The sequence below is a fragment of the Candidatus Zixiibacteriota bacterium genome, from assembly GCA_035380245.1.
Taxonomy (GTDB): Bacteria; Zixibacteria; MSB-5A5; order GN15; family FEB-12; genus DAOSXA01.
Window position 1 is genome coordinate 415,519 of record DAOSXA010000002.1, and the last position, 14,004, is coordinate 429,522.

Below are 14,004 nucleotides of genomic sequence, written 5' to 3' on the forward strand. Positions count from 1 at the left end.
GGCTACCCCATACTCCTCAAATCTTCTTCTCTGCCTAATTGTCTCCTACATTTTGCCGGTAGCGTGCTCCAGGGCGGCCACCGCCAGATTGTAGTCGAACTCCGAACTTATCTTGGACATCTGGGCCTCCTTCAACGACACCTGAGCATCGAGCAAATCCAGAATCGTCGCTGCTCCCAGATTGTACTTTTCCTGTGTTATCTTCAGATCCTCTTCCGCCGCGGCTACATTCTCCTCGTTAACCTTCACCTGCTCGGAGGTCTTTTCGATCTCCAGGTACGCCTGCTTGATTTGCAGCGAAACGAGATGTTTCTCCTCGGTCAAAGCCGCCCGGGCATTATTCCTCGCGATCTTGGCACTGGCCACATTCCGCTCACGCGAAAAACCATCGAAGATGTTCATGCTTAAACCGAAGCCGAGCGTCCACGAGTTTGATTTACTGTTATACAAAACCGTATCACCGCTGGAGCCATCGGACCAGTTCAGATTGCCGTACGCTGAAAACGACGGGAGATAACTCATATGAGCGGCCCGCAGATCATGGCCGGTTTCGACTTCATATTTCTTCGCCGAAAGAAGAGTCGGTTGGTTATCCAGACCGTACTGAATGGCTTCATCCATCGTTCCGTCATACGAGCGTTGCATATAATCAGTGCTGAACTCTACGTCAGAGTGGGGATCAAGACCTACCGTATAAGCCAAATCAGCCTTGGAACTGGTTACCGAATTTTTCGCCTCAAGGAGACTCAGGCGGTCGTTGCCGTATTGCACCTTCTGTTTGAGAACATCGGACTTGGCCGCCGAACCGAGTTCGAAACGTGATTCGATCAGCTTTAACTGTTCCTTGCTGCGCTCGACGGCATCCTCCTGGACCGAGACATTCTCAACTGCCGCGAGATAAGCATAAAAAGCGCCCTTAACCTCATAGATAAGATCCTGCTCGGATGCGATCACGTTAAGACTGGCTCGCTGTGCGGCGGTTCGGGCTGAAAAGTAATCGAAGAAAGTCGCACCGCTGAGTGAGAGATTGGCGCTGAGACCGTATCCCTTGCTCGTACGCGACTGATCCGGCTGTTCCGAAACCATATCAACTAAATACAGAGAGTCGGTCGCCCGCTGTGCCAGCACTGGGAATTGTGTACCATCGACCTCAATCGTATCAACGAAATACTCGTAATCCGTGTATTCGTATGCATTATAGGGAACGCGAACTTCCTGATCTCGAGTTTCTCCTTTAGAATAGCTGTAAGAAGCACTCACATTAGGCAGGAACGATCCCAACGCCGCCAGGCGATTGGCCTTAGCCAGATCCTCACTGCCGCGCGCCGAGATAATCGATGAACGGTGCCTCAGGGCAAGTTCTATGCAATCGTCTAATGTCAACTTATCGGCCCCGAAAGCCGCCGCCCACGGGAGCAGGATTGCCACAACCATAGCTTTTACTAGTACCGATTTCATCTAGCAACTCCGTTATGTTCCATTGAATCTAACACCCGACGATTCACCCTCAATAGACCGGTAAATCGATCAGATGTTGCTTTGTTCATTCCGTTTTTCATTATTTGATATTACCGGGAATGCGATGGTTCTGATAAATACGACCGATAAATCGTTGTCTCTTTTCCTCTGCTTAGCTCCAAATCATCCATACCAGAACTAACGAAGGCTCAACACAAAAGTTTCATCAGCATAATCGTGATGAGTACCTTCCCGGCCTCGAATTATTCACCTTTATAGACAAAAAGGCAAGCTTGCGATTTTTTAAGGCGGTCGTATCATCACATATCAAGACCGCTCCCCGACAATGTAAGATTAATGACACGACTTCGATACAAAAAGAAACCGGGGTGACCGGTTGGCGATCACCCCGAAATCAACAAATTCTAAAAACTATATATCTAGTTAAACAGCGCCGGACCAACGACCAGCGAAACAATCGCCATCAGCTTGATCAGGATGTTCATCGACGGACCCGAGGTATCCTTGAAAGGATCGCCTACGGTGTCACCGACTACGGCCGCTTTATGGGCATCGGATCCCTTGCCTCCAAGCGCACCGGCTTCGATATACTTCTTGGCATTGTCCCAGGCGCCGCCGGCGTTGGCCATCATGAGAGCCATCATAACACCGGACATAGTGGCGCCGCCAAGGAAACCACCGAGAGCTTCCGGGCCAAGAATCAAGCCAACGATAATCGGAGCCAGAACGGCCGTGAGACCCGGAACCACCATCTGCTGTAAAGCGCCGGTAGTTGCAATGTGAACGCAGGTCTTGGTATCGGGCTTGGCTTTTCCTTCCATGAGACCCTTGATCTCACGGAACTGACGGCGGACTTCCTCTACCATCTTCTGGGCTGCTTTACCCACAGCAGTCATGGTCATAGCAGCGATAAAGAACGGCAACACACCACCGAGGAAGAAACCGAGAACGACACGAACGTTAAGCATGTTAATGCCGTTCAATCCGACCGCGGCGGAATAAGCGGAGAACAGCGCCAAAGCGGTCAAAGCCGCCGAACCAATGGCGAAACCTTTACCGATGGCCGCAGTAGTGTTTCCAAGAGAATCGAGACGGTCGGTAATCTTGCGAACTTCCGGACCAAGGCCGGACATTTCCGAGATACCACCGGCGTTGTCGGCGATCGGACCATAGGCGTCAACCGACATCGTAACACCGATCGTACCCAGCATACCGACACCGGCAATACCGATACCGTACAGGCCGGCGAAGCTGTAGCCAACGTAAATGGCGCCACAGATCACGATGATCGGCATCAGGCAGGATTCCATACCAACAGCCAGACCGTTGATGATATTGGTCGCCGCGCCCGTCTTCGAAGCTTCCGCAATTTTGCGGACAGGACCGGCCGCGGTGTAATATTCCGTCAGCAAACCCAGGATAATTCCAGCTACATTACCTCCGATAATAGCCCAGAATACATTGTGATCGATTCCGAGTTTATCAATGATAATCCAGGCAGCTACCAGCATAGCCACGGCGCCAACGTAGGTGACGAGGCGGAGAGTTGCGGCCGGATTCATCTTGGAGAATAAACGGACCGAGAGAACACCGAGCATCGAAGCCAAAGCTCCAAAAGCGGCGATCATGATCGGTAGTTGCATATAAGCGTCGCGCGCTTCGGCAATCTTGGCCTCGATACCGACACCGGTAATCGTTGCAGCGATTGCCATCGTGGCAATGATGGAGCCGACATAAGACTCAAACAAGTCCGCTCCCATACCGGCGGTGTCACCGACGTTGTCGCCGACGTTGTCGGCAATCACGGCGGGATTGCGCGGATCGTCTTCAGGAATACCGGCCTCTACCTTACCGACCAGGTCGGCGCCGACGTCGGCAGCCTTGGTATAGATACCGCCGCCGACACGAGCGAACAACGCGATCGATGACGCACCCATCGCGAAGCCGTTGATGATCGACTGTGATTCGGGATCACCGAAAAAGAAATAGGCGATACCCACACCGATAAGACCGAGTGAGGCAACCGACATACCCATCACCGCACCACCCGAGAAGGCTATCGAGAGAGCTGCCGGCTGACCTAGATCCTTGGCCGCCGCACAGGTACGGACGTTGGCTCGAGTTGCGGCTTTCATCCCGATAAAACCGGCCAGCATCGAACAAATCGCACCGCCTAAAAACGCATAAGCTGTCTTTGGCTGAACCTTCCAGGCCAGCAAAGCGAACACGATAACGATGAAAATGACCAGAATCGAGTACTCACGTTTCAGGAAAACCATGGCGCCGTCGTGAATAACCTCAGAAATCTCCTTCATGAGGTCGGTGCCGGTCGGTTTGCTCCTGATCCAGAAGAACAGCGCCAGAGCGAAAATAAACCCTACCACTCCGATCAGCGCTGCTAACAAACCAGTATCCATGAACAGTTACTCCTGTTTATGTATATGTGACCGTTAAAGTTAGTTGCTAATCTCAATGCCTCTGCAAATCTCGCTGAATATATCGGCTCCCCCACACGTTGGCAAGTGAAATCTTTCACCAGCCCTATCAACCAAGAAAAAGGCCGACCCCCACCGGGGTCGGCCAAAAGCAGGATAATAATCCGTTTAATATCTCTCTATCTCTACCTTAATCCTTGGCATGCCCGTCAGGTCTGACTCAACCTGTTTGAACATGTTCGTCATCGCAAAACTCTGGGTATCGTTTTGAACCTGATTGATAGAATCCGGCAGAGCCGCAATCATCGCTATGAGCGGGAAGTTAGTAGTACCCGAAACACGGTTGTTCGGTTCCAGCGAAATGAACACGGTACCGTGCGGGCCATTATTATCAGGCACCAGTGTCAACGGAGCGGTAGCGGCGTTAGGCAGATTCTGCAGGAAATCCTCACCCGGATACGGCGGAACATGGTTGTTCAATGAATACGGATTACTTTCATCGGGCAAGAAGACATCGGTAAACCGGCCGGTGCTGATCAATCCGCCGTCAATTCCGTGAATAAGGGAATCATAGGGATTGTTGTAGCTCAACCAGGCCGGGCGAGTGAAGGTGCCCAGTGAGGCTTGTCCAACCGATGAAGCCAGGACCCAGCCCTCATACTTCCAACCATAAGCGCTCATATCATAGAGCATCTGGGCTATTTGAATATGGTCAAAGTAAATGATCGGACGATAATTAGCCGTTTCGAAATCAATTTCCAGTCGTGTAGTCAGCCAATAGGCCTTGTTCGTATTAGGATCAATCGAGTCGGGACTATTAGCATAAGCTATATGCTCTTCCGGATCATAAAGGACTCGGACCTGCTGCATGGAATCCAAACCAAAGTGACGGTAGATTGTATCCGGCCGTATGTTGTAGATGTTGGTAACCGACGTACGCATGGCATCATCACCCAACGTGTCAAGATACACTGTGTCGATAGTAAAATCCTGAATCGATAAAGTGTCCTCAATCTCCGAAGAGTCACGGTATACCGAGTTAAACCAGAGAGCGCTGCCCTGATATTCAGTCGGTTGTGAACCGATATCGGACGTAACCATCATGTGATAATAAGTTACGGCCGATCCTGAGGTATCGCCGGTTGAATGTGGGAAACTCAGAATAATCGGATCATACCAGACATCCTGAATCGTGTCCATCAGCATGACCGGTCCCATATCATCGTCGGTCCCATCGGTACGCTGTACCGTAACTGCAAGGACAGCATAGTTATAAATATCGTCGTCAATAACGAACCGGTTGGACTCTTCCCTGACAGCGCCCGAGGCATCGTAGTAGGTCCCGGTCGCAAAGTCGTAGCCAAACTGCTCGATGCTATGACCGCCGGAGAGACCCTCGCTGCTGGACTCATCGACTACCCACAATTCATAGATCATCCCGTCCGGGTTGGTGGGCAGACGTTCTGCATCAAGGTAAAGAACCGTCTGAGTTTTCTCCAGCATGATGTCGTCGGGCTGGCTGCAGCCCCACCAGAGAGTAATTCCTACACAGATGACAACAGCCACAAACAGAGCTTTTATCGGGCGCTTCAACATTAACTTAATCCTCCTGCCATTTTCCTATGCGGCACCAATGCTCAAAATCACAAGTGCCAAATATAGCGACCCTTTTCCGGGGGTGTCAAGCCTTTTCAAGCCATTATTTCGTAGCTAATTACAACCACTTACCAGACGTCTCCAGCCCCCCGCCTGTCTAAAGAAAAAAGCTCATAACGTCGATATCATAGATAAAATAGTCATAACCTGAAACGGGAAAACTACCTTGCATATATGCCAGTACTGCAACGCCGAAATAGCGGATGAAGATGCCCGATTTTGCCCTAACTGCGGGCAAGCTCTGCATCAATCCGCGACCAACAGCGATGAACAGGCAGACGACCTGGATTTCGTTGTCAGCGAGGCCCCGATGAGCGATCCCACTTTTGTGGGAAGTGAACCATCGAAGCCGTCATTTGAGGAAGACCTCGGCATTGAGTCGAATTCCAATCTGATGGAGCAGGAAGCTGCTTCCCTGGCCGGAGAGAATGACCTGGGAGCAACTTCTAATAACTTCATGGAGCCGATCGGTGAATCCGAGCCACCTCTCCCCCCGCCCCCGGAGCCAATCGAAGAACCGAAAGCCATAGAACAGGTGGAGCAACCGCAATCCGTAAAAGAAGAAACGGGTAACTATCTCAGTGCCGACGAGAAAGAACAACTGATTAAGAAGTTGGCTGAAGGCACCTTGCCGACACCACCTCTCGCTCCCAAACCTGTAGCCGAGCCCATGACTGCAACGGCATCCGGGCAATCGACTCAGTCAAATGAGGTCGACATTAATCCTCTTCCTGATTCAGTGGCTGACCTGCCGGCACCGCAGATATCAGAACGTGGACGTGGGGTTGCCTATTTTTACCGGAACTATGTTCAGATAATCGGAAGCCAGACCATTCATGCCGGTGATGATATAACCCTGGCGGACCGCACTTATGAATTGAAACCGAAGAAAATAGACAGCAAGGTATTGATCGGATCGGCCGCCGGTGTCCTGGCCCTTTTGCTGATTGTCATTATTTCTCAGTTTGTGGCCGTAGATACCGGACAGGGACAAATTTTCGGTGTTGTCCTGGATGATGCCGGGCGACCGTATGTCCAGGGAGCAACCGTCCGCCTGGCCGAACTCGGGAAATCCATCAGAACGAATCCACAGGGTGTGTTCATATTCGAAGACGTACCAGCCGGTACTCATCAACTCGAATACCGAGTCGACGGTGCGGTAGTTGGGACTGACTATGCTACCGTAGTTAACAACGAGTCATCTTTGCTGGTCCTCCATCCGACCGAGGAAACCGTAGAGATGCCGTCCGAAGAAACCAGGCCCCAAGCTCAAATACCGTCATCCGAGAACCGGGCTGATATGTCTGCTCCCCAAAGCAGTCAGCCCAAATCAAGCAACCAATCATCGAGTGACTCCGGCCGGAAAAAATCCAAATCGAAGACCGACACCTATGCCAAGCTAAGTCTCCAGACCAACGTCGAAGGAGCTCGGTTGAAACTTAACGGCGACATCATCGGAGCCGGCAATATGACCTTCTCGAAACTCAGTCCCGGGACCTACAGCTACGTCGTGGATGCTCAGGGCTACAATCCCTCGACAGGGACAATCACCCTTAAAGCAGGTCAGACCGAAGCTTTGATTCTCGATTTACAGACAATGTCCCAGGAACAGCTTCGCAACAATTACACGGCACAGGATTTCTATGTTGCCGGCCAGAACGCGGCGCGAGAAGGCAATTTTACCCAGGCAGTCACCGACTTCAGCAACGCCGTCACCAAGGACGCTAATTTTGCCGATGCTTACAAGGCTCGGGCCGGCCTGCAGCAGAAACAGGGGAATAATCAGCAGGCATATAATGACTACGTACGAGCCGGGAAGTGTTATCTGGCTCAGCGTAATGCAAATGATGCAATCTCGGCCTACAACAGCGCCATAGAAATCGATCCCGGTTCAATCGACGCTTATCTCGGTCGCGGTGATGTATACCTCGCAATGGGGCAGCAAATCGCCGCCTTGGCCGATTTCGATATGGCCGTGGATATCAACGATGACAATCCTCGAGGACATTATGGTCTGGGGCGCGCCAGGTTCGATCAGGGAAATTACAAAAAAGCAGCCAAGCATTTCGATAAAGCACGAGATCTGGATCCCTCGAATGCGTACGTTTATCAATACCTGATGCTCTCCTATGCGGCCATGGATGATGAAAAGAAAGTCAAGAAAAGCTTCGAGAAGTTCCGTGAGATCGCAACCAACGAACAGATCGAAGAAATTCTGACCAGTAGCGAATATAGTTCGGTATCGGAAATTATACAGAACAACTGATGAGGTTATCGATGACCACCAAGCTCAACTGTTGGGAGTTCAAGAATTGTGGACGGGAAAAGGGCGGGCTGTTGGTGGATTTATTAGGTGAATGCCCGGTCGCTTCGGCTATGAAATACGATGGACAGAACGGCGGCATCGGCGGCGGTCGAACCTGCTGGATGGCCGGCGGTAACGCCTGCCACGAACAAATTGGCAGCGCCGGGTCCACCACCAAATGTCAGAACTGCGACTTTTACCTGCGAGTAGTTTACGAGGAACAGGAGCAGATCTGTCATCGTTTCTTCGGAAGATCGAAACCGGTAGTCCCATCACGGGAATACCGACGCAAGCTCACGACGGTTATGCGTTGACGAGCTTCAAGATCATCATATATCTATCAATGACTTACGACCACCGCGCAGGCGACGACAGACTTTTGTCGCTTGCGCGGTGAACCTTTTCGGCCTATTTTCGTCAATTACTACTGAGAGAGTTAATACACCTGCCATAGGAGGCTTCATGATTCCTCGTAAGTCACATTTATTGTTATGTCTGATCATTATCGCACTGATGCCTACAATCCTCAGTTGCGGCCACCGTGCCGACCAGTCAACCAGCGATGAACCGGGAACGGTTGCTTCGCTCCTCACGGAAGCAGAATACATTCCCGATATCGCCACCTTCCTGCAAATCGGCGGCAACTCTCCGGCCGGTTTAAGCTGGGACGGCAGGGATGTTTATATACGGAATTCAATGTCCGGAGCAAGCCAGATTTACCGTATTAATGAGCACGGCTGGCCCTACCAGTTAACCACCTTTGAAGACGGTGTCGACTTTTTCGTTCTCTCACACGGCGGGCAACTGGCTATCGTCGGCGCCTCCGTGGGTGGCAGCGAGCAATCACAGCTTTATCTCATGGATACCCGCACCGGGCGTATAAAGCAAATCACCTTCTTCGAGAAGGTACAAATTGGTTCGGTGATCTGGACTCCCGACGATAAAGCGATCTACTACCGCTCCAACGAAGAAAATAAACGCGACTTCTTCATCTACAAAATGGACATCATATCCGGCGAATCCAATCTGGTTTTCAGCGATACCACACTAGGCAGCGGCTACAACTACGTAGTGGACCTTTCGCAGGATGGAACCAGAATGATCCTGGGCAAGGCCCTTGGCAACTTCAAGAATCACCTCTTCCTGCTCGATCTCACCTCCGGCGAATACGAACAAATCACTCATGGTGACGACAGTGTTACTTATTACGGTGCGGTTATCCTTCCGGACGACGAGACAATCTGGCTGACTTGTAACGATAACGAAGACGGCATGCACCGCCTCGCCACGATGAAGCTCGGTGAAGAGAATATCCACTGGGTGGATGAATCCTGGAACGAGCCCAAATGGGAAGTGGAATCGTTCGGATTTTCTCGCGATTTCAAATACCTCCTCGTGACCTGGAACATGGACGGATATGTCAAACCCAAGCTGATCGAATTCGAGACTCGTAAAGAACTCCCGACACCCGATCTTGAAGGCATATTCAGCGGCGGCTATATGGATCGGCACGGCGATGTTGTCTTTTCTTATTCGGGACCGACCTACGCCCCCGATGTCTGGCGCTGGAATCCATTTTCGAAAGAACTCACACAGTTGACCTATTCCATCTACGCCGGAATCGATCGCACGATATTCACCGATCCGGAGTTGATTCATTATAAGAGCTTTGATGAACTCGAAATCCCGGCGTTCCTTTATTTACCGCCGAATTATAAAAAGGGTTCACCGATCCCGTTCATCGTCAATGCGCACGGTGGTCCGGAAGGCCAATACCAGCCATATTTCCAGCGCAACATTCAGTATTTCCTGCTTAACGGTTATGGCATTTTCGCCCCCAATCCACGCGGTTCTTCGGGCTACGGCAAGGAATACATGAACCTTGACAATTATAAGCTGCGCAAGAACTCTCTTAAGGACTACAAAGCCGGAGTTGACTGGCTCATTAAGAACGGCTACACCAAACAGGGGATGATCGGCATTCGAGGCGGATCCTACGGCGGTTATGTCGTAGCCGGTATGATTACCGAATATCCGAAACTATTCAATGCCGCGGTCGATGATGTCGGAATCGTTAATTTCGAAACATTTCTCGAAAACACCAGTGATTATCGACGGGCGCTGCGCGAAGCCGAATACGGCCCCTTGACCGATCGAGAATTCCTGCGTTCCATTTCCCCTATTCACAAGGCACACCTGATTGAGACACCGCTGCTCGTCATACACGGCACCAACGATCCCCGCGTCCCGATCGGTGAGGCTCGCCAGATCATCGCCGCCATCCAAAAACGCGGCGGCGAAGTCGATTCTCTGATTTTCCAAAACGAGGGACACGGCACCGGCAAACGCGACAATACTATTATTGAATACCGGAAACAGGTAGAGTTCTTTGACAAGTACCTGAAAGACGGTAAAACCGTTAAAGATTGATTATCATCGAAGAGAACATTCAGGCGGGAGCCGTAATCGGCTTCCGCCTTTTTCCTGGCAATATGACCCTCCCAACTACCCTCAGGCGGGTCTTCTTAACACAGTTATTTTTCGTCACGGCTAGATAAGCGAACTTCACGGTCAACCTCCGCCACTGGCTTTAGCCGCGATCTTTCCGATATATTAAATAGGGACATTTTCGATCCGCTGATGCGGATTGTAAAAGGAGGACTTATATGCAAAACTCTCGCAGCCGTCGTCGCCGGCACCCTTTGACCTATTTCCCGGTAACGGACGTACAGTCCGGTGAGGTTCTGGGACGGGTGGTAGATTTCACCACCGAAGGTTTCCGGCTGTTGTGCAATGAGGTTATTGACCCGGACCGAAGATTTGATCTGAGAATGGAATTGCCCATATCAGTGCAGGGAGCTTCGGAAGTAGTCTGCCGGGCTCAATCAATCTGGTGCGGGCGGGATATCAACCCGGAATACTTCGCAGCCGGATTCGCCATAGAACCGTTGTCGCTGCCGGATCGTCGCCGTTTGGAGCATTTACAACTCTGCCATTGCTTTCAGGACTGAGAAGCTCTTCTCTGCGATATTCGTACGGTCGCATTCATACCGAAATACATCAAAATATAAAGGCCGAGCTTATTATGCCCGGCCTTGACATGTATCTTTTTGACTTCAGAAGTTATTACTTCTTACCGAGACTTCCGATTACTCACCCAAATTGCCTACCCACGCCGGTACTGAGTACTTATCGATAACTTCTTCCTGAAGTGCTTTCGCCTGAGAATAACCGTCGAACTTGCCCAGACGCACCCGATAATACGTCTGGCCATCCAACATAAATGTGGTCACAAACGCTTCATACCCACGGCTCGTGTACTTCTTCTTCAGGTATTGAGCATAAGTCATGTCTTCGCACGAGGCTACCTGAACGGTATAACCGGTTCCGGTAACGATATCGGCCTGATAGGTCGTTTCCTCTTCCGGAGTTGCGGAATAGTCCATAGCCGGTTTGGGGCTGGTCGTATCGGAAACCACCTCCTGAACCGGAGTGGTATCAACCGGTTGTTCCTGAGCCATCATTTCTTGCTCAAGTTTCTCGGCTTCTTCCTTTTTATCGGCGCAGGCCAATGTCAGGGCAAGCAACGCAAAGACGACTATTATTGTCTTCCAGAAATACATTCAACCTCCAAGCTCGCTGTCTCCACGCCCTCCGGAGTCACACACCGTGCCGACGGGAGAATCCAACCATAACTCTTTGTGTTTTTATAACCGAACCGGCGATAAAGTGTCAACATAAAATCTACCGAACCTTATCCGAACAAAAACGTTGAAAAGCTGCGAATGATTGCGTACAATGCGGCTTTACGAGGAGCACCTATGGCAATGTACGAGAATGTCTTGGATCTGGTTGGTCATACCCCCCTGGTTCGACTGAGAACAGGCATACCTGAAAACGGTCCCCGGGCTTATGTGAAACTGGAATTTTACAACCCTACCGGTTCGGTTAAAGATCGCATGACTGCTTATGTTTTGCAAAAAGCTGTCCGGGAAGGTAAAATCAAACCGGGCGATACCGTCATCGACAATACCTCGGGTAACACCGGTTCGGCCCTGGCGATGGCCGCCAGCGTGCTCGGGGTACACGCGATAGTCACGACACCGATTAAAACCTCCAAAGAAAAAATAGATCTGATGAGATCATTCGGCGCCGAGGTCATCGTTACCCCGGAAGCGCCACACGATGATCCGCACAGTTTCTATGCCGTCGCACGCCGTATGGCTCGTGAGCACGGCTATTTTGATCTGGATCAATACGACAGTCAGGATAACGTTGAAGCACATTACTATCTTACCGGCCCGGAATTATGGAACGACACCGGCGGTAAGATCACTCACTTCGTATGCGGTATCGGTACCGGCGGTACTTTTTCAGGCGCGGCGCGATATCTCAAAGAGCAAAATCCTGAGGTGGTGGCCGTAGCGGTAGACCCTGAAGGATCGGTATTCGCCGGGATGTATCACGGCGATACGAATCCACCGTCGGAACCGTATAAAATAGAAGGAATCGGTTCCGATGTCCCGACTAAGGCTATGCACATGAAATATGTAGATCGCCTGATCACGGTTTCGGATGCGGATGCTTTCAATCGTGCTCGACGCATTAGCAGTGAAGAGGGAATCTCCGGTGGCGGATCTTCGGGAGCCGTAGCCTGCGCTATGGAACAGATTGCGGCAGAAGTCGGACCGGAAGCGCTTATTATCGGGATATTCGCAGACGGAGGTATTAAATACCTCAGCAAATGCTATAATGACGAATGGATGAGAGAAATGGGTTTTCTGCCCCAAGAGGAGTTTAGCAAGTGAGCGGAATCAGACAGAGAGCCGTTGGGGCCGCAATGATCCTGCTGATGACAGCAGCCACGTTAACGGCTCAAGACGCCGGTCGCCTGACCTATAGTGAGCAGGTATTTGATTTTGGCCATGTAGCCATTGAATTTCGAATTTTCCGCACCTATTCGCTGGTTAACGAAACCGATAAAGAAATCCGAATCACGAGTGTCGATGCTTCATGCGATTGCTCCGCAGTAGGATTATCCGATTCAACCGTAGCACCGGGTGATACCGTCTACTTCTATCTGGATTTTAATACCCGAGATGCTTACGGACCGGTAACCAGGTCATTTACGGTATTTCTTGACAATGCCCCCCGCCCTGAGTTCAAGTTCTACTACGTAAGCGATATCGGCGTTTGGCTTAAAGGCATCAAACCGGATCCGGTGTCGGTCTTCTTTCTCCCCGGTCGTACAGAGCAGGAGGTTGTCATAGCCAATCCGCTTTACCAAAAATTGTCAGTTCAGTTGACCGAACAAGCATCGGATTTCTTCGATGTGGATATTACCAAAGATGTTGCAAAACGGGGTGAGAACCTCAGGATAAAGGTGTATCCACAAGCGGATCTGAAACCCGGGACACACTACAGCAGCTTCACCTTGTCGGTTTCCGGTGAAGGTCTGCAAAAGCCGGTTCCCCTGACTATTCCCGTGAAAATAGTTAAGTACTGATCAACTTTCGCGCAGATCTGCCGATAAGATAAAAAGCTTGACAAGACAATACTTGTTAGGTTAAGTGAACCGATAACGAGGGTGACTCTCTGCTGTCCCTGGGTAGTTTCCTAGCCCCCTCTACCCAACCAGACGAGCACCCTCTTTTTTACCCCCCACAAGACTGCTAACCGATTCACTGAAAATGATATATAAAATGAAAAGGCCACCCCGTCAGGAGTGGCCTTTATTATCATTTTCGACTGTTCTTAGTCGGCTTTCTCAATGCAATCTACCGGGCAAACTTCCTGGCAGTGTGAACCATTCGGCTGATCCTCACACTCGTTGCAGGTATCCGGGTTGATCGTATAGATGTCGCCTTCTTCGATAGAAGAAGTCGGGCACTCCGGCAGACAAAGTCCGCAGGCTGTGCATTCATCGGTAATCTTCATCGCCATGTTATTGTCTCCTCAATATAACGGTTATCACATCCGTTTGGTTTGCCAATATATACGTTTGAACTAATTGCACAAGAGAATAATTATCTCAAAACAGATTCCAATCATGCGAGATAACCCTCTACCCGATCATCACTTAAAAGGCAAACCAGTTCGGTTTTTTCACCCGGCCGCCTTATGAAGGAT

11 protein-coding genes are annotated in these 14,004 nt (G+C 50.6%); 6 read left to right on the forward strand and 5 right to left on the reverse strand.

Features of this window, described 5'->3' with window-relative positions:
- Positions 1 to 45: 45 nt before the first annotated feature.
- From PLF13_07015 to PLF13_07025, 3 genes are all read right to left on the reverse strand, one after another.
- A complete protein-coding gene (locus PLF13_07015; protein ID HOP07025.1) occupies positions 46 to 1,458 on the reverse strand; it encodes a TolC family protein in 1,413 nt (470 codons plus the stop codon).
- Positions 1,459 to 1,898: 440 nt separating this feature from the next.
- Positions 1,899 to 3,896: a sodium-translocating pyrophosphatase gene (locus PLF13_07020; protein HOP07026.1), complete on the reverse strand. Its 1,998-nt coding sequence runs from the start codon at positions 3,894 to 3,896 to the stop codon at positions 1,899 to 1,901.
- Positions 3,897 to 4,082: 186 nt separating this feature from the next.
- Positions 4,083 to 5,510: an anti-sigma factor gene (locus PLF13_07025; GenBank protein ID HOP07027.1), complete on the reverse strand. Its 1,428-nt coding sequence runs from the start codon at positions 5,508 to 5,510 to the stop codon at positions 4,083 to 4,085.
- 226 nt (positions 5,511 to 5,736) lie between these two features.
- Between PLF13_07025 and PLF13_07030 the strand changes: the two genes are divergently transcribed.
- The 4 genes from PLF13_07030 (at position 5,737) to PLF13_07045 (ending at position 10,886) form a co-directional block, all read left to right on the forward strand.
- A complete protein-coding gene (locus tag PLF13_07030; GenBank protein ID HOP07028.1) occupies positions 5,737 to 7,836 on the forward strand; it encodes a tetratricopeptide repeat protein in 2,100 nt (699 codons plus the stop codon).
- An 11-nt stretch (positions 7,837 to 7,847) separates the two neighbouring features.
- Positions 7,848 to 8,189, forward strand: a complete 342-nt coding sequence (locus tag PLF13_07035; GenBank protein ID HOP07029.1) for a hypothetical protein — start codon at positions 7,848 to 7,850, stop codon at positions 8,187 to 8,189.
- A 148-nt stretch (positions 8,190 to 8,337) separates the two neighbouring features.
- A complete protein-coding gene (locus tag PLF13_07040) occupies positions 8,338 to 10,305 on the forward strand; it encodes a S9 family peptidase (GenBank protein HOP07030.1) in 1,968 nt (655 codons plus the stop codon).
- Between the two features lie 236 nt (positions 10,306 to 10,541).
- Entirely contained in the window at positions 10,542 to 10,886 is a 345-nt protein-coding gene (locus tag PLF13_07045; GenBank protein HOP07031.1) for a PilZ domain-containing protein, read from the forward strand.
- 138 nt (positions 10,887 to 11,024) lie between these two features.
- Here PLF13_07045 and PLF13_07050 read toward each other — a convergent pair whose 3' ends face one another.
- A complete protein-coding gene (locus tag PLF13_07050; protein ID HOP07032.1) occupies positions 11,025 to 11,498 on the reverse strand; it encodes an SPOR domain-containing protein in 474 nt (157 codons plus the stop codon).
- Positions 11,499 to 11,696: 198 nt separating this feature from the next.
- Here PLF13_07050 and PLF13_07055 point away from each other — a divergent pair, with 198 nt between their 5' ends.
- Together PLF13_07055 and PLF13_07060 are read left to right on the forward strand one after the other, a co-directional pair.
- Positions 11,697 to 12,683, forward strand: coding sequence for a cysteine synthase family protein (locus PLF13_07055; protein HOP07033.1), 987 nt, complete (start codon positions 11,697 to 11,699; stop codon positions 12,681 to 12,683).
- Entirely contained in the window at positions 12,680 to 13,381 is a 702-nt protein-coding gene (locus tag PLF13_07060) for a DUF1573 domain-containing protein (protein HOP07034.1), read from the forward strand. Before PLF13_07055 ends, PLF13_07060 begins: the two co-directional genes overlap by 4 nt.
- A 248-nt stretch (positions 13,382 to 13,629) precedes the next feature.
- Here the strand turns inward: PLF13_07060 and PLF13_07065 are convergent, their stop codons facing one another.
- Positions 13,630 to 13,818, reverse strand: a complete 189-nt coding sequence (locus PLF13_07065) for a 4Fe-4S binding protein (protein ID HOP07035.1) — start codon at positions 13,816 to 13,818, stop codon at positions 13,630 to 13,632.
- Positions 13,819 to 14,004 lie beyond the last annotated feature (186 nt).

Bases quoted from the DNA above. Each gene is read 5' to 3' on its own strand.
- PLF13_07025 (HOP07027.1), bottom strand. From the start codon at position 5,510: ATGTTGAAGCGCCCGATAAAAGCTCTGTTTGTGGCTGTTGTCATCTGT.
- PLF13_07035 (HOP07029.1), top strand. From the start codon at position 7,848: ATGACCACCAAGCTCAACTGTTGGGAGTTCAAGAATTGTGGACGGGAA.
- PLF13_07045 (HOP07031.1), top strand. From the start codon at position 10,542: ATGCAAAACTCTCGCAGCCGTCGTCGCCGGCACCCTTTGACCTATTTC.
- PLF13_07055 (HOP07033.1), top strand. From the start codon at position 11,697: ATGGCAATGTACGAGAATGTCTTGGATCTGGTTGGTCATACCCCCCTG.
- PLF13_07020 (HOP07026.1), bottom strand. From the start codon at position 3,896: ATGGATACTGGTTTGTTAGCAGCGCTGATCGGAGTGGTAGGGTTTATT.
- PLF13_07050 (HOP07032.1), bottom strand. From the start codon at position 11,498: ATGTATTTCTGGAAGACAATAATAGTCGTCTTTGCGTTGCTTGCCCTG.
- PLF13_07065 (HOP07035.1), bottom strand. From the start codon at position 13,818: ATGGCGATGAAGATTACCGATGAATGCACAGCCTGCGGACTTTGTCTG.
- PLF13_07040 (HOP07030.1), top strand. From the start codon at position 8,338: ATGATTCCTCGTAAGTCACATTTATTGTTATGTCTGATCATTATCGCA.
- PLF13_07015 (HOP07025.1), bottom strand. From the start codon at position 1,458: ATGAAATCGGTACTAGTAAAAGCTATGGTTGTGGCAATCCTGCTCCCG.